Source organism: Planctomycetota bacterium (genome assembly GCA_039819165.1).
Classification (GTDB): Bacteria; Planctomycetota; Phycisphaerae; order Phycisphaerales; family UBA1924; genus JAHCJI01.
Window position 1 is genome coordinate 828,437 of record JBCBSM010000001.1, and the last position, 15,966, is coordinate 844,402.

Genomic DNA, 15,966 nt, shown 5'->3' on the forward strand with positions numbered 1-15,966 from the left:
CATCCAACGGAATCCTATCGGCACGATCGAGTGCGGGTCGAGTGATCCGGAAAGCCTGTCGTGAAAGCACTCTCAATAGCAGCCGACCCGCCCACCGCATCCGCCACGAGCAGGGGATGCCCGCTCCGGCCCGACCTCTCGGATCCGGATCGTCCGCGCAACGCGTTGGGTTTGTGGGTTACGCCGCCGGAGCGCTTCTACCGCCGTTCGGCCAAGTGGGCGATACAGGACTTGAACCTGTGACCTCCTCGATGTCAACGAGGCGCGCTAGCCAACTGCGCCAATCGCCCAGGATGTCGCCGCCACGGCCGTGCGTCGCGGGCCGGGAGTATATCGGTCCCATCGCCCGGCGTCGCCGCTGGACGCAACTCGCGGGCGCCCGGCCCGTACACTCTTCGAGTGATCGGCTCGGGAGCCCCACCCTGGCAGCCGACGCACGGACGCCCTTGCGGGAGCCGAACATGCACAGGACGTATCGCATCAGCCTTGCGGCCTTGGTGGCCACGATCGCGGGTACACCGGCGCTCGCCCAGCAACAGCCGGCCGCACCCCGGCCGCCGTCGCTGCCCGCCGTGGAGGACCCCGCGGGGATGCCCGAGGCGGTCGACTACGAGCAGGCCGTGCGCGAGATGAACCGCCGCCGCCGCGGGCTGGAATTCGAGCTCCGCAAGCTGAAGCGGACCTACTTCCGCAACCCGCGGGCCCAGGAGCTCCGCGAAGCCGGCATCCGCAAGCTGCGGGAGTACACGGACCCGGCGATCTTCGAGAGCATGCTCGAGATCTTCGGCCGCTCGGGCGACGACGTGCGTCGCGCCATCGTCGAGCACCTCGCGCAGCTCGGCACCGACGAGGCGCTGGCCATGGTCGCGTGGACGGCCGTCTTCGACAAGGACGAGAGGCTCCGGGTCATGGCAGCCGAAACCCTCGACGACGTGCTGAGCGGCAGGGACGTGCCGCGGAGCGTGCAATCGGTCGTCGCCGAGGGGCTCCGCCGATCGGACAACACGCCCGCGTCGGCGGCCGCAGGACTGGCGGCGACGCTCCGCATCGCGGACGCCATTCCGGCCATGATCGCTTCGCAAATCGCCGGCCGACGCAACGACAGCGACGGCAACGGCGCCCTGGCGTACATCCTCGTCGGCCAGCAGCAGGCGTTCGTCAGCGATCTGACGCCCGTCGTCAGCGACAGCGCCGTGGCGTTCGACCCGGAGTTGAGCGTGGTCACCGAGGGCGTCATCCTGCGGGTCATCGACGCCGCCGTCGTGCAGTACCGCGTGGAGATCCACGACGCGCTCGTCCGCCTGACGAGCGATCTCTACGGCGAGGATACCTCGCGGCTGGGCTGGGACCAGGACGCATGGCGGCAGTGGTACGCCACCGACTTCGTGCCACACATGCAGGAGCAGCTCGCGAAAGCGGACGGCGCGGGCGACGCCGGACCGGGCTGATCGCGACGCGGCATTAGCCCTCGGCGATCGCCGAGGCCATCGCGTGCGTATCGGTGTGGCTGATCGAGAGCGTCCACCGCTTGGCGTCCAGGCGGCGCGCGTGCTCCGCGGCCAGATTGTGCAGCGCGACGCCCGGCCGTCCGGCCGCGTCCCGGGTGACCTCGACGTCCGTCCAGGCGATGCCGCCCGACCAGCCCGTGCCGAGCGCCTTGAGGACGGCCTCTTTGGCGGCGAAGCGTGCGGCGAGATGCTCGAGGCGGCGGGCGCGATCGGCCGCGTAGCGCCGCTCGTTCTCGGTGAACACACGCTCGAGGAATCGGTCGCCGAAGCGATCGATCGAGCGATGGATGCGGGCGACCTCGACGAGATCGACACCGTGGCCGACGATCATCCGGCGGGGGCCTTCTTGTCGGGCTTCTTCTCGGCGCTTGGCTTCGCCTTCTTCGCGGCGTCGGGCTTCTTCGAGGTGCCGGTGTTGTCACCGGATTTGTCGCCGGCGTTCTTGTCGCCCGTGGACTCGGGGCTGTCCGCCTTGGCCGCCTTCTTGTAGCTATCGCTGCGGTAGTCGGTCTCGTAGAAGCCCGAGCCCTTGAAGAGCACCGCCGCACCCGTGCCGATGAGGCGCTCGAGCTTCCGCTTGCCGCACTCGGGGCAGGTCTTCTTGGGCGCGTCCTTCATGGACTGGAACAGCTCGAACTCGTGCTCGCAGGCGTTGCAGCGGTAGTCGTAGGTGGGCATGTCACTCGTCCTCCGCCGGCGCGACGCCGACCTTGGCCGGCCGCAGCACCCGCTCGCCCATCGCGTAGCCCGCCTGCAGCACGAGCGCGATGCGTCCGGCTGCCACGCCCTCTGCGGGCTGCTTCATGACCGCCTCGTGCAGGTGCGGATCGAACTCGTCGCCCACGGTGGGCGCGATGGGCTGCACGCCGTGGCGGGCCATCGCCTTGCTGGCCTCGCTGCGGATGGTCTCGACGGCCTGAATCATCTGCCGGGCCGTGATCTTCTCGGGATCCTGCGCGAGCGCCATGTCCAGGCTGTCGAGTGCGCCGAGCATCGCCTCGCAGACGTCCCGCACGCCGCGGGCGCGGGCCTCGGCCTCGTTCGTCGACGCCCGCCGCTGGAAGTTCTGGAACTCCGCGAGCGTCCGCTTCCAGCGATCGTCCATGTCGGCCAGGCGATTCGACAGATCGGCGAAGAACAACCTGGCGGATTCGGCGACGAGATCGCCGTCCTCGGTCCGCTCGATGTCCCCGAACGACGCCGGCGCGGCCGCTCCCCGCTCCTCGTGGGCGGCATCGTCGATCGTCTCGTGCTCGCTGTCGGCCATCGCGTGCGTCCTTTTGGCGTCGTCCCGGTGCACCGCTGGTGCGCCACGGGTGCAAGATCAGAACAGGTCGCGGATCTTCTTGAGGAAGCCCTGGCTCTCGGGCAGGACGTCGTGGTCCTCGGTCTCGGCGAACTCGCGGAGCAGGCGCTCCTGGTCGTCGCTGAGCTTCTTGGGGATCTCGATCTGGGCGAGCAGCACCAGGTCGCCCCGGCGGCCGCTCCGCAGGTTGGGCAGCCCCTTGCCGTGCATGCGGAAGATCGCGCCGTGCTGCGTGCCGCGGGGCACGGTCGTGGTCGCCTTCTCGCCGAGCGTGGGCACGTCGATCTCCGTGCCCAGCGCCGCCTGCGTGAAGCTGAGGGGCATCTCCATCACGAGGTGGTCGCCGTCGCGCTGGAAGAACTCGTGCTCGGCGATCCGCGCGACGACGTGCAGGTCGCCCCGCACGCCCGCGCCGTTCGCGGACAGCTCCGCCGGCGGCGGCTCGCCCTCGCCCTGCACGCGGACGGCCTGCCCGTCGTGGATGCCCGGCGGGATGCGGACGCTCAGCGACCGCTTGCGGGGCACGCGACCCTTGCCCTTGCAGGCCTCGCAGTGCTCCTTGATGATGGTGCCCCTGCCCCGGCAGCTCGGGCAGGCGGTGACCATGCGGAACATGCCGCCGAGACCCTGCTGCTGCACCTTGCCCTGGCCCTCGCAGGTCGGGCAGGTCGCCGGCTCGGTGCCGGGCTTGGCGCCGCTGCCGGTGCAGGTGTCGCAGACGTCCAGCCGCGTGAACTCGACATCCCGCTCCACGCCCGTGAGCACGTCCTTGAGGCTCATCTCGACCTCGGTCTCGAGGTCGTAGCCCCGCGCGACGCGCTGGCGGCCCCGCTGCTGGCCGAACCCGCCGAATCCGCCGCCGCCGAAGATGTCGCTGAACATCGAGAAGATGTCGTCGACGTGCATGCGGCTGAAATCATGAGCCGCGCCGCCCTCGCCGCGGAGGCCCTCGTGGCCGTACTGGTCGTAGCGGGCCTTCTTGCCCTCGTCGCCCAGGACCTCGTAGGCCTCGGCCGCCTCCTTGAACCTCGCCTCGGCCTCGGCGTCGTCGGGGTTGCGATCCGGGTGGTACTTGAGCGCAAGGCGGCGGTACGCCCGCTTGATGTCGTCCCCGGACGCATCACGCTCGAGGCCGAGGATCTCGTAGTAGTCGCGGGTGGTGGGCATGCGACCTTTCTGTTGATCGACCTAGTGCGACAGAGCTGGCGCCACGCCTTATGCCACCGCCCCCGCCGCCGGCTCGGTCTCGTCCTTGAGCTCGGTCACCAGCACGTCGGTGGTGAGCATCAGGCCCGCGACGCTCGCGGCGTTGACCAGCGCGGTGCGGGCGACCAGCGCCGGGTCGATGATGCCGGCCTTGATGAGGTCGACGTAATCGCCCGTGGCGGCGTTGAAGCCCTCGTTGGCCTCGCCCTCGCGGACGTTCTCGACGACGAGATCGCCATCGAAGCCCGCGTTCTCGGCGATCTGGCGGACGCACGACTCGACGGCGCTGTGCACGATGTCGAAGCCGATCTGCTCGTCGCCCTTGGCCTTCTTGCGGCCGGCGGCGATCGCCTCCTGGGTCCGCAGCAGCGACACGCCTCCGCCGGCGACGTAGCCCTCCTTGGCCGCGGCGCGGGTGGCGTGCAGCGCATCGTCGACGAGGTCCTTGCGCTGCTTCATCTCGACCTCGCTGGCCGCGCCGACGTGGATGATGCACACGCCGCCGGTGAGCTTGGCGTGCCGCTCCATCAGCTTCTCGCGGTCGTAGTCGCTGGTCGAGGCGTCGTGCTGGGCCTTGATCTGCTCGGCCCGGGCGGTGATGTCCTTCTTCTTGCCCGCGCCCTCGATAACCGTGGTGTCGTCCTTGGTGATGACGATCTTCTTGGCCTTGCCCAGCTCGTTCAGTTCGATGGACTCGAGGCTTCGGCCGAGATCCTCGCTGAAGTACGTCCCGCCGGTGAGGATGCCGATGTCCTGGAGCATCGCCTTGCGGCGGTCGCCGAAGCCCGGCGCCTTGACGGCGGCGATCTTGAGCGAACCGCGCAGGCGGTTGACCACCAGCGTCGCGAGGGCCTCGTTCTCGACGTCCTCGGCGATCAGCAGCAGCGGCTTGCCGGCCGACACGGCCTTGTTGAGCAGCGGCAGCAGATCGGTCAGGTTGGCGATCTTCTTCTCGTGCAGCAGGATGAGGCAGTCGTCCAGCACGCACTCGGCGGTCTTGGGATCGGTCATGAAGTACGGCGAGAGGTAGCCCTTGTCGAACTGCATGCCCTCGACGAACTCCAGCTCGGTCTCGGCGCCGCGGCCCTCCTCGACCTCGACGACGCCCTCGGCGCCGACCTTCGAGATCGCATCGGCGATGAGCTGGCCGACCTCGGCGTCGTGGTTGGCCGACACCGTGGCAATCTTGCGGTAGTCGTCCTTGCCCTTGCACGGGGTCGCCGCGGCATCGATCGCGTCGGCGGCGGCCTCGGCGGCCTTGTTGATGCCCCGCTGGATCTGCACGGCGTTCGCGCCGGCGGCCACGTGCTTCAGGCCCGCGGTGAAGATGGCCTGGGCCAGCACCGTCGCCGTGGTCGTGCCGTCGCCGGCCTTGTCGGCGGTCTTCTTGGCAACCTGGTGCACCATCTTGGCGCCCATGGACTCGAAGGGATCGGGCAGCTCGACCTCGCGGGCGACCGACACGCCGTCCTTGGTGACCTTCGGGCCGCCGAAGCTCTTCTGGATCACCACGTTGCGGCCCGCGGGGCCCATGGTGCACTTGACGGCGTCGGCCAGCCGGTCCACGCCCTGCTTCATCTCGAGCAGCGCGGAGTCGTCGAACATGATCTGCTTGGTGCTCATTGGTCGTCCTTCGGGCCCGGCGTGGCGACTAGCCACTCGCCACTGGCCATTAGCGTTCTGTCAACTTCGCTTCGATGCTCCGCAGCAAGCCCGAGACAACTCTGCCGACTTGCTGCACGTCCGACATCAAATCCTCAAAGTCCACAGCTGCAACGAATCCAAGTTCACTAGAAATGAGCAGCTGCGTCTGCAATTCGTACGCCGATCCTCGGGCCACCCGGATGAACCTCGCGTAGTCGCGGGTCTGTCCTCTGCCCCAGCCTTCGGCGATGTTGCTCGGGACCGCAACGGCGCTCCTCCGCATCTGGCTCACGAGGCCGAACCGTTCATCGCTCGGGAAGGCCGCCGTCGCCCGGTACACCCTGGTGGTGAGCGACACGGAGAGCTTCCAGGCCTGAAGATCCTCGAACGACCGGATCTCGCTCATCCCGCCCCCAGCGGCTCGTGGCCAATCGCCAGTGGCCAGTGGCTTCATCAGCCCTCCACCACCCCCAGCAACTCACTCTCCCGCAAAATCAGATGCGCATCGCCCTTCACCTCGACCTCGGTGCCGGCGTACTTGCCGTAGACGACGGTGTCGCCCTTCTTGACGGTCGGCTTGGCCCGCTCGCCGTTGTCCAGCCGCCGGCCCGGGCCGACGGCCAGCACCTTGCCGGTCATGGGCTTCTCCTTGGCGGTCTCGGGCAGGAAGATGCCCGACTCGGTCATCGCCTCCTTCTCCACGGGGCGGACGACGATCCGATCATCGAGGGGTTTGACGTTCATGGCTGCTGCTCCTGCAGGTCTTGGTGCGTACTCAGATGCGATCGAGGGATGGGCGATTCGAGGCGGGACTAGAAGCCCATGCCACCCATCCCACCCATGCCCGGCATGCCGCCGCCCATGCCTCCCATTCCGCCCATACCACCCATGCCGTCCATGTCCGGGCCGCCCGCGGGGGCGTCGTCGGTGTCGGGCACCTCGGTGATCAGGCAGTCGGCGGCGAGCAGCACGCCCGCGACGCTCGCGGCGTTCTGCAGGGCCGAGCGATCGACCTTGGCGGGCGTGATCACGCCCGCGTCGATCAGGTCCTCGTAGGTGTCGGTCAGCGCGTTGTAGCCGAAGCCGCTCTCGGGCTCGTCCTCGATGTGCTCGCCGATCTTGGCGACCACGACGCTGCCCTTGACGCCGGCGTTGTCGGCGATGGTGCGGGCGGGCACGCCCAGCGCCTCGTGGACGACCTGCATGCCCGCGGCGAAGTCGTACTTCGCGTGGCCGATCTCGTCGGCCGACACGTCGTGGGCCTTGCCGAAGACGGCCTTCCATTCCTTAAGATTCTCGATCGAGGCGCGGGCGTGGATGAAGCTGGTGCCGCCGCCGGGCACGATGCCCTCGGCCACCGCGGCGCGGGTGGCGTGCAGCGCGTCCTCGACGCGGGCCTTTTTCTCCTTGAGCTCGGCCTCGGACGCCGCACCGACCTTGACCTGCGCCACGCCGCCGGCGAGCTTCGCCAGCCGCTCCTGGAGCTTCTCGCGGTCGTAGTCGCTGGTGGAGGTCTCGATCTCGCGGCGGATCTGCTCGATGCGGCCCTGGATGTCGCTGGTCTTGCCCGCGCCCTCGACGATGGTCGTGTTCTCGCCGTCGATCTCGATCTTCTTGGCCAGGCCCAGGTGGCCCAGGTCGACGTCCTCGAGGTCGATGCCCAGGTCCTTCATGATGGCCGTCGCGCCGGTGAGGGTCGCGATGTCGCCCAGCATGGCCTTGCGGCGGTCGCCGTAGCCCGGCGCCTTGACGGCCGCGACCTGCAGCGTGCCGCGGAGCTTGTTGATGACCAGGGTGGCGAGCGCCTCGCCGGTGATGTCCTCGGCGATGATGACCAGCGGCTTCTTGGCGGCCATCACCTTCTCGAGCAGCGGAACGAGCTTCTGGACGTTCTCGATCTTGTCCTCGTGCACGAGGATGAGGGCCTTGTCGAGCTCGACCTTCATCGCGTCGGGGTCGGTCACGAAGTTGGGCGACAGGTAGCCGCGGTCGAACTGCATGCCCTCGACGACGACGACCTCGGTCTCCAGGCCGCGGCCCTCCTCGACGGTGATGACGCCGTCCTTGCCGACCTTGTCGAAGGCGTCGGCCATGATCTTGCCGATCTCGCGGTCGTTGTTGGCGCTGATGGTGGCGACGTTCTGGATGTCGGCCTTGCCCTGGATGGGCGTCGCCAGCCCGTCGATCGACTCGGTGGCCGCCTCGACCGCCCGACGCATGCCGCGGACCAGCGAGTTGGCGTCCACGCCGGCAGCGACGAACTTCAGGCCCTGGCGGAAGAGCGCCTCGGCCAGCACGGTCGCGGTCGTCGTGCCGTCGCCGGCGTCATCGCTGGTCTTGCTGGCGGCCTCCTTGACCAGGCGGGCGCCCATGTCCTCGGCGGGGTCGCGGAGCTCGATCTCCTCGGCCACCGACACGCCGTCCTTGGTCACGGTCGGGCCGCCCCAGGACTTGTCGAGCACGGCGTTGCGGCCCTTGGGGCCCAGCGTGCTCTTCACGGCCCGGGCGAGCTTCTCCACCCCGGCGAGCAGGGCGTGGCGGGCGTCGACATCGAAGGTCAGCTCTTTGACGGCCATGGGCAGCGATCTCCGTTTGGTTCTGCGTCACGCGGCAGCACGCCGCCGCACGCGGCGAGCACGCTTGGCGAGGCCCAGTACAACCGGCGCGCCAGTCCGCGAAGCGATATGGGATCGCCTACGCCGGACCGCGTGACTGCCCGAGCCCCGCCACGCCCCGCACGAACCGCCAAACTGGCATCCCGGTGAGCGACCTCGGACCTCGGCGGGCGTCGCGGTGAACGCTCGTGCGGGTGGCCGACGCCTATCCTCGGCCCATGCTCGCCGGACCCACGACTCTGGGCACGACCGACCCCGCGGCCTTCTTGCCGCTGATCGTCATCATCATGGCGGTCGTCGGCTTCAGCGTGATGAACATCGTGCTGACGCGGATCCTCGGGCCGAGCCGGCAGGGCGAGACCAAGGGTGCGACCTACGAGAGCGGCATGGAGGCGGTCGGCACCGCCCGCAAGCGGTTCAACGTCCGCTTCTACCTGATCGCGATGGTCTTCCTGGTTTTTGATGTTGAGATCGTGTTCCTGTATCCATGGGCCACGACCTTCGCGAATCTCGGGCTCGACGCGGACGAGCGGCTGCTGTGGCTCGGCCGCATCCTCTTCTTCCTGCTGACCACCGTGGTCGCCTACCTGTACGGTCTCCGCAAGGGCGTCTTCCAGTTCGATTAGCAGCGGCTTCGGCCAGCCGGCTTATCGGCGACAGGGTTCCCCGTGCCACGGGCGAACCCGGGGCATTGCCTTGAGCCCCCGATCCCTCCAACCGATACAGCGCCGCGACGAGCCCCCGCCGCGGGGCTCGACGGGTTCGATCGCGGGTGCGCGGGGGGGCAAAAAGCCATGGACTGGAGGCCGATGCAGTCCAGAGAACGGGCGTTGGCTCCCTTCGGCCTGGCGACCGTCGGGCTGCTGATGCTGGTGACGGCGGCCCACGGCTGGCTCGTCGTCCGCGCAGGATCGACCACGGGCCTGCCGGTGATCGTCGAGTTCGGCCTTCTGGTGGCCCTTTCCGCCACCGCCAGCGCCCTCGCGTACCGGTGGCTGCGGAAGCGGCTTCTGGCGATGGCGGCGCTCCGCGAGGCCGTCCTCGCCTCGGTCGAACGGAAGGCGGCACCCGAAGAACTCCGGATCGGCCAGCGCTTCGGCGCCGAGGCCGCCGCCTGGAACGCGCTGCTCGAGCGGCTCGAGGCCCCCGCCGCGGAGCCCGCTTCCGCGTCGCCCGGCGTCCCCATCCCATCCAGTGGTGACGCAAGCCTCACGGGCGCCGTGTGCGCCGCGCTGTGGCAGGGCGTGCTGGTGGTCGACGCCGAGCTGCGGGTCTGCTTCGCGAACGAGGCGGCCGCCATGCTGCTCAACGCGGATCCCTCGAAGCTCGCCGGTGCGGACATCGCCGACCACCTCGAGCTCGATGGGCTGCTGGGCACGTCGGAAGGCGGGCGTCGCGAGCTGCGCCGCTCGAGCGTTGAAGTAGACCGCAGTCTAGGCGACACGCGGGCGTGCCTGCGGGTGTCGGTCCGGGCGTGCGAACTGCCGGGCCACAGCGTGCTGGTCGTCGAGGACGTCACGCAGCTGAACGCCGCCGAGGACGCCCGCGCCAACTTCGTCGCGCACGCCACGCACGAGCTGCGGACCCCGCTGACCAACATGCGGCTGTACGCCGAGACCGCGATCAGCGACGAATGCGACGAGGCGATGCTGGGCACCTGCCTCAACGTGATCAACCAGGAGGTTCGCCGGCTCGAGCGGGTCGTCTCCGACATGCTCTCGGTCAGCGAGATGGAGGCTGGCGCGCTCTCGATCCAGGAGGGCGAGGCCCGCAGCGACCAGCTGTTCGAGGAGCTCCGCGGCGAATTCGTCCCCCAGGCAACGGCCAAGAGCGTGGACCTGCGGTTCAAGCTGCCGCCGAAGCTGCCGGTGATCCGCGGCGACCGCGACAAGCTGCTGCAGGCCTGCCACAACGTGCTGGGCAACGCCATCAAGTACACGCCCGAGGGCGGCGAGGTGGACGTCGTCGTCGACAGCGGCGTCGACGGCATGACCATCGAGGTGCGCGACACCGGCGCGGGCATCTCGGCCCAGGACCGCGACCGCATCTTCGAGCGCTTCTATCGCGCCGACGACGCTCGCAGCTCGGGCACGCAAGGCACGGGGCTGGGCCTGACGCTGGCCAAGGAGATCATGCTCTGCCACGAGGGATCAATCAGCGTCGATTCGGAGGTCGGCAAGGGCAGCGTGTTCACCCTCTCCATCCCATCGGGCCGGCTCGTCGCCTAAGGGGGTCGCCGCGATGCGCATCGACGAGCAGGTTCGTGGAGCCGTCACCTTCCTGAGGCCCGACGGCGCGATCGCCCAGGCCGACTCCATCGAGTTCCGCCGGCAGCTGCTGGATCTGGCCCGCCGCTCGATGGGCCGCTGCGTCGTCGATGCGTCGGCCGTCCCCTTCATGGATAGCAAGGCGCTCGAGGCGCTGCTGGACGCCACCGACGACCTCGCCCGAGCCGGGCGGGTGCTCAAGCTCTGTGGCCTGAACGAGACGGTGCGGACCTGCCTGGACCTCACGGGCATCGCCCCGAAGTTCGACATCTACGACGACGGCGTGTCGGCCGCCAGGAGCTTCCTGTGAGCGACGCCGAACGCCCCGACCAGCCCAGCGCCGGCGATCCGCCGGCGCCTCCCGCGCCGCCCCCCGCGCGGGCGCCGGAGGGCCCGATCCGCATCGGCGATCTGCTGCTCGAGGCGGGCGCCATCACCGAGGACCAGCTCGGCGCGGCGCTGCACCGCCAGCGAACCGAGGACCGGCTGCTCGGCGAGATCCTGGTCGAGGACGGCATCATCCCGTCGTCGCAGCTCGTGCACGCGCTGGGCAAGCACCTGGGCATCCGCAGCTGCGTGCTCCGCCACGGCCTGGTGGATCCCGAGCTGCTCAAGCTGGTGCCCGCGGAGGAATCGCAGCGGCTCGCCGTCATCCCCATGTTCCGGGTACGCGACGAGCTGACGGTCGCGATGGCCGAGCCGCAGTCGCTGCCGACCATCGACCGCCTCAAGGAGCTGACGGACTGTCGCATCCGCCCGGTGCTGGCGCTGCGGCCCAACATCGAGGAGTACCTCGAGAAGTACGCCCAGAACCAGGCCGACCTCAACGCGTTCCTGTCGCAGCTCGAGGAGACCGACGTCGAAGTCTTCGACCGCGAGCAGGTCGACGAGGAGAGCTCCGAGGACGACCTGTCGCGGCTGGTCGCGGGCAGCCCGATCGTCAACCTCGTCAACATGTCGCTGCTAACGGCGATCCGGGATCGGGCCAGCGACATCCACATCGAGCCCAGCCACCGGGGCACCCGCATCCGCTACCGCATCGACGGCACGCTCCGCGACCTGATGCGGCCGCCCCAGGGCATGCACTCGGCCATCACGTCCCGCGTCAAGGTGCTGGCCAAGCTGGACATCGCCGAGAAGCGGATGCCCCAGGAGGGCCGCATCCGCATCATGGCGGAGGGACGCGAGGTGTCGCTCCGCGTGTCGTCGATGCCGACGCTGCTGGGCGAGAAGCTGGTGATCCGCATCCTGGATCGCGAGAACCTCAACGCGAGCCTGGCGGACCTGGGCATCCGGCCCGAGCTGATGTCCACGATCGCCCGCATCCTGCGGAAGCCGTACGGCCTCGTGCTCGTCACCGGCCCGACGGGCAGCGGCAAGTCGACGACGCTGTACTCGGCCCTCGAGCTGCTCAGCAGCCCCGAGCGGAACATCGTGACGGTCGAGGATCCGGTGGAGTACCAGCTCGACCTGATCAACCAGATCCAGGTGCAGGAGTCGATCGGGCTGACGTTCGGCCGCGCGCTGCGGAGCATCCTTCGCCAGGATCCGGACGTCATCATGGTCGGCGAGATCCGCGACCAGGACACGGCTCGGGTGGCGGTGCAGGCGGCGATCACCGGGCACATGGTGCTCGCAACGCTGCACACCAACGACGCGCCGGGCGCCATCGAGCGGCTGATGGACATGTCGGTCGAGCCCTACTTGCTGTCGGGCGCGATCAACGGCGTCGTCGCGCAGCGGCTGGCCCGCACGATCTGCCCCAATTGCTCGACCAGGTACTACCCCGACGATGGCGTGCTCGAGGAGGCCGGGCTCGCCGGCGAGCAGCGAACGCCGTTCCGCCGCGGGCTCGGCTGCGTGCAGTGCCACGACACCGGCTTCCAGGGCCGCACCGGCGTATACGAGGTGATGGAGGTCACGCCGGCAACCCGCCGGCTCGTGCACGCGGGCGCCTCGTCGGTGGAGCTGCGGGACGCATTCCGGCGGGGCGGCGGCAAGACGCTCCGCGAGGAGGCGGTACTCGTCGCCAAGAATGGCACCACGAGCCTCGAGGAAGCCCTCCGCGTCACGCGGGCCGACGACAACGACGAACAGGGCGACGGCCTGCGGGAGGCCGCATGAAGTTCATCTACACCGGCTTCGACGCAAACGGCAAGTCCCGCCGCGGCGTGATGGAGGCCGCCACCGAGCAGGCCGCCCGCGAGAAGCTCCGCGCCGATGGCGTGCTCGTGCTGGAGCTCGGCGAGGCCGATCGCGTGGACGACGAGCGCGTCCGCGGGCCCAAGGGCAAGCTAGGCGAGATCACCCAGTGCCTGCGGCACCTCTCGGTGCTGCTGGCATCGGGCACGCAGCTGTCCGAGGCCGTGGACAGCCTTGCGTCGCAGGCCCGCAACCCCAAGTTCGCGGCCGTGCTCGAGGACATCCGCGACCACATCGAATCGGGCAGCGCACTGTCCGAGGCGATGGCCAAGCACCCCGGCTACTTCGATCGCGTGTGCCGCGCGATGATCTCCGCCGGCGAGGACAGCGGCCGGATGAGCGAACTGCTCGACCGCGTCGCCCGCATGCTGCAGCAGCAGCTCCGCGTGCAGCGGACGCTCGTCGCCTCGATGATTTATCCCGTGCTGCTGATCGGCATCGGGCTGGTCGTCGTCGTCTCGATGCTGGTGTTCGTCTTCCCGCGGTTCGAGGAGCTGTTCGACTCGCTCGATACGCCCATCCCGCCGAGCACGCAGCTGTTCATGACCATCAGCTACGTCCTGCGGAACTACTGGTGGGCCGTGGTGCCCTCGGTGCTCGGCGTGGGCGCGCTGGGGTGGCTCGCGACGCGGCGGCCCTCGACCGGACGCCTCATCGGCGGCGCCATGCTGCGAACGCCCAAGATCGGCCCGCTGCTGCAGGCGTTCGCTAACGCCCGGGTCGCGCGGATGTTCGCCCTCCTGCTGGACAGCCACCTGCCGCTGCTTGACGTGCTCGAGCTGTCGTCGCGGTCGATGCGGAGCCCCGAGTACGTCGACCTGCTGCGGTCGGCCCGGGACGCCGCCGAATCGGGCCAGCCCATCAGCTCGGTCTTCGATGGCAGCGACCTGGTGCACCCCCTCGTGCGCGAGGGCGTGCGGACGGGCGAGCGCACGGGCTCGATCGGGCGGATGATGAACAATGTGGCCGAGTTTCTTGAGGAGGAGAACGACGCGGCCCTCAAGACGCTGACGAGCATCATCGAACCGCTGCTGCTGGTGACGCTCGGGCTGATCGTCGGCACGATCGCCATCAGCATGTTCCTGCCGCTCTTCGATCTCACGGCCACCGCGGGGGCGCCATGACGAACCTGGGGAACCTCATCTCCGCGGCACGACGGCGGCCCCGGATCGGCGTCGAGATCCTGCCGTCCGAGATCCGCATCGCCGAGGTCGTCGGCGTCGCCGGCGACTGGAGGCTCGCGTGCTCGGGCGTCATGGGCCGCCTCGACGCCGGCGACGTGCTTGACGAGACCGATGCCCGGCGGCTGGAGTCGCTGCTGTTCCGCCGCGGCGCTCGGGGCACCGAGGTGGTCGTGTCCGCTCCGGCCGAATCGCTCGTGCATGCGACGATGAACATGCCGCCCGCGTCGTCGGACGCGCCCTTCGCGAAGCTGGCTCGCGCCGAGTTGGAGCGCCTCCGCAAGCTCGAGCAGACGCCCTTCGAGTTCTCCGCCTGGAGCCTGCCGGCCACCGGCTCTCGGCACGAGATGATGGTCATCGGCTGCAAGACCGAGCCCGCCGACGCCCTCGCGGGCGTGCTGGAGCTGGCGGGCCTGCGGGTGGCCGGCATGGACGATCCGACGCGGGCCATGGCCCGCGCGGTGCACGGCGAAGCGGCCGGCGGCGATGCGTTCCGAGTGATCGTCTGCGTCGAGGCGGACGCCTGCGTGCTGGCGGTGCATCGCGGAGGCGTGCAGACCTACGCCCGGGCGCTGCCCGAGCTGCGGCTGCGGGACCACGGCCGATCGCTGTCCGTGCTGGGCACGGCAATCGCCGAAGAGGTGCGCGCCTGCGTGGGCTTCGAGAGGCATCGCTGCCGCTCGTCGGCGGACTTCGTGACGGTGCTGTGTGGCGTCGGCGGCACGCTGCCGACGCTGCGTGCGGTGGTAGGCGAAGCCCTCGCCATCGACGTGCGGCCGTTCGCGGCGCCGGACGGCGGCGAGGTGGACGCGCGCTTCGCCGGCGCGATCGGCCTCGCCCTGCTGGAGGACGCGGCATGACCCCGACGAATCTGCTGCCTCGCCATCGCGTGGCCGCACTGCGAGTGCGACGCTGGCTGGAGCACTGGTGCGTGACGACCGGCCTCGTCGCGGGCGCCGGCTTCCTAATCGTGGTCGGCCTCCGCAGCGCGGCGCCGCCGGTGGGCAGCCTGTCGGCCGACCTCGCGGTCCAGGCCGAGGCGGACCGCTCCATGCTGGCCACGCTACACAACGAGATCAACGCGCTGACCACCCGCGAGCGGGCCCAGCGGCGGGCGTCGGTCATGCCGGCCTGGGACGCGGTGCTCCTGGTCATCGCCCACAGCACGGGCGATGGCGTGGTGCTCCGCAGCATCACCGTCAAGGAGCGCGCTCCGAGCGGCCCCCCGCAGTGGCGGGTCGTCATCGATGGATTCGCCGGCAGCACGCCGCTGGCGCAGGGCATGTCGCAGCGGCTCGACTCGTTGCGGCTGTTCTCGAACACCGTGCTGGTGTACTCGCGGGTGGCGCCCCCCGGGAGCCCCGCGAGCACGAGCTTCCAGATCGAGTGCACGGTCCAGCCCGGGAGCGCCAAGCCATGAAGCCCGCCTCGCTCCAGAGCCTGGCAAGCCGCCTGACACCGGCGCACGTGCACGCGCTCGGCTCGGGCGTACTGGTGGTGCTTGCCGGACTCGTGTACCTGCTGGGCGTTGGTCCCATGCAGCACGCCCGCGAGGCGGCGCGTGCCCAGGAGGTCATCGCGGCCGCGGAGCGAGCGGCCGCCGTCCAGCGCGCCGAGGAAATGGACGCACTCCGCACGCGGATCGCTGAACTGCGGCGGACGCTGCGGCTGGACGCGCAGCAGCCCGCGGCGATCGCGGCGGGCTCGATCTTCCAGCGGCTCTCGGATGGCGCCGAAGACTGCGGCCTCGTCGTGCGCGGCGTCGACACGATGGACCGCCGGGAGGAGGACGGGCTGCTCCGCACGCGGATGCTGCTGCAGGGGGCCGGGCGGCTGGAGGGGCTCATCGAGCTGATCGGCTTGCTCGAGGACGATTTTCCGGACGTGGCGGTCGACCACGTGACCGTCTCCCGGGGTACGAGCGCCGAGCAGCCCCAGGTGTTCCAGCTCGGCCTGTCGCGCTATTCCGCGCCTTCGGCAGGGCCCGAAGCCGGGCGGGGCGGGTCGGCTCCAGGGTCCGCGCCGCCGGCTCGATGA

General features: G+C 69.8%; 17 protein-coding genes and 1 tRNA gene. 9 read left to right on the plus strand and 9 right to left on the minus strand.

Annotated features, from left to right (window positions below; translation table 11 throughout):
- Positions 1–216 precede the first annotated feature (216 nt).
- A tRNA-Val gene (locus AAFX79_03675) sits at positions 217–290 on the minus strand.
- Positions 291–461: 171 nt separating this feature from the next.
- On the opposite strand from AAFX79_03675, the gene AAFX79_03680 reads away from it, so the two are divergent.
- A complete protein-coding gene (locus AAFX79_03680) occupies positions 462–1,448 on the plus strand; it encodes a hypothetical protein (GenBank protein ID MEO1007639.1) in 987 nt (328 codons plus the stop codon).
- A 13-nt stretch (positions 1,449–1,461) separates the two neighbouring features.
- On the opposite strand, the gene acpS is transcribed toward AAFX79_03680, so the two are convergent.
- The 8 genes from acpS to groL (AAFX79_03720) all read right to left on the minus strand — a co-directional run bounded on the left by acpS (position 1,462) and on the right by groL (AAFX79_03720) (position 8,240).
- Positions 1,462–1,839, minus strand: a complete 378-nt coding sequence (gene acpS, locus AAFX79_03685; GenBank protein MEO1007640.1) for a holo-ACP synthase — start codon at positions 1,837–1,839, stop codon at positions 1,462–1,464.
- Positions 1,836–2,186 (minus strand): zinc ribbon domain-containing protein, encoded by a 351-nt coding sequence (locus AAFX79_03690; GenBank protein ID MEO1007641.1) that lies wholly within the window; start codon positions 2,184–2,186, stop codon positions 1,836–1,838. Before AAFX79_03690 ends, acpS begins: the two co-directional genes overlap by 4 nt.
- Position 2,187: 1 nt before the next feature.
- Positions 2,188–2,775, minus strand: a complete 588-nt coding sequence (locus tag AAFX79_03695) for a nucleotide exchange factor GrpE (GenBank protein MEO1007642.1) — start codon at positions 2,773–2,775, stop codon at positions 2,188–2,190.
- Positions 2,776–2,832: 57 nt separating this feature from the next.
- Complete coding sequence (gene dnaJ / locus AAFX79_03700) at positions 2,833–3,981, minus strand: molecular chaperone DnaJ (protein MEO1007643.1); 1,149 nt, start codon at positions 3,979–3,981, stop codon at positions 2,833–2,835.
- A gap of 48 nt (positions 3,982–4,029) precedes the next feature.
- Complete coding sequence (groL, locus tag AAFX79_03705; GenBank protein ID MEO1007644.1) at positions 4,030–5,643, minus strand: chaperonin GroEL; 1,614 nt, start codon at positions 5,641–5,643, stop codon at positions 4,030–4,032.
- Positions 5,644–5,692: 49 nt separating this feature from the next.
- Entirely contained in the window at positions 5,693–6,118 is a 426-nt protein-coding gene (locus AAFX79_03710) for a four helix bundle protein (GenBank protein MEO1007645.1), read from the minus strand.
- Positions 6,118–6,408: a co-chaperone GroES gene (groES, locus tag AAFX79_03715; GenBank protein MEO1007646.1), complete on the minus strand. Its 291-nt coding sequence runs from the start codon at positions 6,406–6,408 to the stop codon at positions 6,118–6,120. The genes AAFX79_03710 and groES overlap by 1 nt, the downstream gene beginning before the upstream one ends.
- A gap of 68 nt (positions 6,409–6,476) precedes the next feature.
- Complete coding sequence (groL, locus tag AAFX79_03720) at positions 6,477–8,240, minus strand: chaperonin GroEL (GenBank protein MEO1007647.1); 1,764 nt, start codon at positions 8,238–8,240, stop codon at positions 6,477–6,479.
- 257 nt (positions 8,241–8,497) lie between these two features.
- On the opposite strand from groL (AAFX79_03720), the gene AAFX79_03725 reads away from it, so the two are divergent.
- From AAFX79_03725 to AAFX79_03760, 8 genes are all read left to right on the plus strand, one after another.
- Positions 8,498–8,905: an NADH-quinone oxidoreductase subunit A gene (locus AAFX79_03725; GenBank protein ID MEO1007648.1), complete on the plus strand. Its 408-nt coding sequence runs from the start codon at positions 8,498–8,500 to the stop codon at positions 8,903–8,905.
- A gap of 183 nt (positions 8,906–9,088) precedes the next feature.
- Positions 9,089–10,507: an ATP-binding protein gene (locus tag AAFX79_03730; GenBank protein MEO1007649.1), complete on the plus strand. Its 1,419-nt coding sequence runs from the start codon at positions 9,089–9,091 to the stop codon at positions 10,505–10,507.
- Between the two features lie 13 nt (positions 10,508–10,520).
- Entirely contained in the window at positions 10,521–10,856 is a 336-nt protein-coding gene (locus tag AAFX79_03735) for an STAS domain-containing protein (protein ID MEO1007650.1), read from the plus strand.
- On the plus strand, positions 10,853–12,670 hold the full coding sequence (locus AAFX79_03740) for an ATPase, T2SS/T4P/T4SS family (GenBank protein MEO1007651.1): 1,818 nt from the start codon (positions 10,853–10,855) through the stop codon (positions 12,668–12,670). The genes AAFX79_03735 and AAFX79_03740 overlap by 4 nt, the downstream gene beginning before the upstream one ends.
- Positions 12,667–13,872 (plus strand): type II secretion system F family protein, encoded by a 1,206-nt coding sequence (locus tag AAFX79_03745; GenBank protein ID MEO1007652.1) that lies wholly within the window; start codon positions 12,667–12,669, stop codon positions 13,870–13,872. The genes AAFX79_03740 and AAFX79_03745 overlap by 4 nt, the downstream gene beginning before the upstream one ends.
- A complete protein-coding gene (locus AAFX79_03750) occupies positions 13,869–14,789 on the plus strand; it encodes a hypothetical protein (GenBank protein MEO1007653.1) in 921 nt (306 codons plus the stop codon). The genes AAFX79_03745 and AAFX79_03750 overlap by 4 nt, the downstream gene beginning before the upstream one ends.
- A complete protein-coding gene (locus AAFX79_03755) occupies positions 14,786–15,349 on the plus strand; it encodes a hypothetical protein (GenBank protein MEO1007654.1) in 564 nt (187 codons plus the stop codon). The genes AAFX79_03750 and AAFX79_03755 overlap by 4 nt, the downstream gene beginning before the upstream one ends.
- Positions 15,346–15,966 (plus strand): GspMb/PilO family protein, encoded by a 621-nt coding sequence (locus tag AAFX79_03760; GenBank protein ID MEO1007655.1) that lies wholly within the window; start codon positions 15,346–15,348, stop codon positions 15,964–15,966. Before AAFX79_03755 ends, AAFX79_03760 begins: the two co-directional genes overlap by 4 nt.

Excerpts from the sequence above, each read along its gene's own strand:
- AAFX79_03680 (MEO1007639.1), top strand. The coding sequence starts at position 462 with ATGCACAGGACGTATCGCATCAGCCTTGCGGCCTTGGTGGCCACGATC.
- acpS (MEO1007640.1), bottom strand. The coding sequence starts at position 1,839 with ATGATCGTCGGCCACGGTGTCGATCTCGTCGAGGTCGCCCGCATCCAT.
- AAFX79_03690 (MEO1007641.1), bottom strand. The coding sequence starts at position 2,186 with ATGCCCACCTACGACTACCGCTGCAACGCCTGCGAGCACGAGTTCGAG.
- AAFX79_03695 (MEO1007642.1), bottom strand. The coding sequence starts at position 2,775 with ATGGCCGACAGCGAGCACGAGACGATCGACGATGCCGCCCACGAGGAG.
- dnaJ (MEO1007643.1), bottom strand. The coding sequence starts at position 3,981 with ATGCCCACCACCCGCGACTACTACGAGATCCTCGGCCTCGAGCGTGAT.
- groL (MEO1007644.1), bottom strand. The coding sequence starts at position 5,643 with ATGAGCACCAAGCAGATCATGTTCGACGACTCCGCGCTGCTCGAGATG.
- AAFX79_03710 (MEO1007645.1), bottom strand. The coding sequence starts at position 6,118 with ATGAAGCCACTGGCCACTGGCGATTGGCCACGAGCCGCTGGGGGCGGG.
- groES (MEO1007646.1), bottom strand. The coding sequence starts at position 6,408 with ATGAACGTCAAACCCCTCGATGATCGGATCGTCGTCCGCCCCGTGGAG.
- groL (MEO1007647.1), bottom strand. The coding sequence starts at position 8,240 with ATGGCCGTCAAAGAGCTGACCTTCGATGTCGACGCCCGCCACGCCCTG.
- AAFX79_03725 (MEO1007648.1), top strand. The coding sequence starts at position 8,498 with ATGCTCGCCGGACCCACGACTCTGGGCACGACCGACCCCGCGGCCTTC.
- AAFX79_03730 (MEO1007649.1), top strand. The coding sequence starts at position 9,089 with ATGCAGTCCAGAGAACGGGCGTTGGCTCCCTTCGGCCTGGCGACCGTC.
- AAFX79_03735 (MEO1007650.1), top strand. The coding sequence starts at position 10,521 with ATGCGCATCGACGAGCAGGTTCGTGGAGCCGTCACCTTCCTGAGGCCC.
- AAFX79_03745 (MEO1007652.1), top strand. The coding sequence starts at position 12,667 with ATGAAGTTCATCTACACCGGCTTCGACGCAAACGGCAAGTCCCGCCGC.
- AAFX79_03750 (MEO1007653.1), top strand. The coding sequence starts at position 13,869 with ATGACGAACCTGGGGAACCTCATCTCCGCGGCACGACGGCGGCCCCGG.
- AAFX79_03755 (MEO1007654.1), top strand. The coding sequence starts at position 14,786 with ATGACCCCGACGAATCTGCTGCCTCGCCATCGCGTGGCCGCACTGCGA.
- AAFX79_03760 (MEO1007655.1), top strand. The coding sequence starts at position 15,346 with ATGAAGCCCGCCTCGCTCCAGAGCCTGGCAAGCCGCCTGACACCGGCG.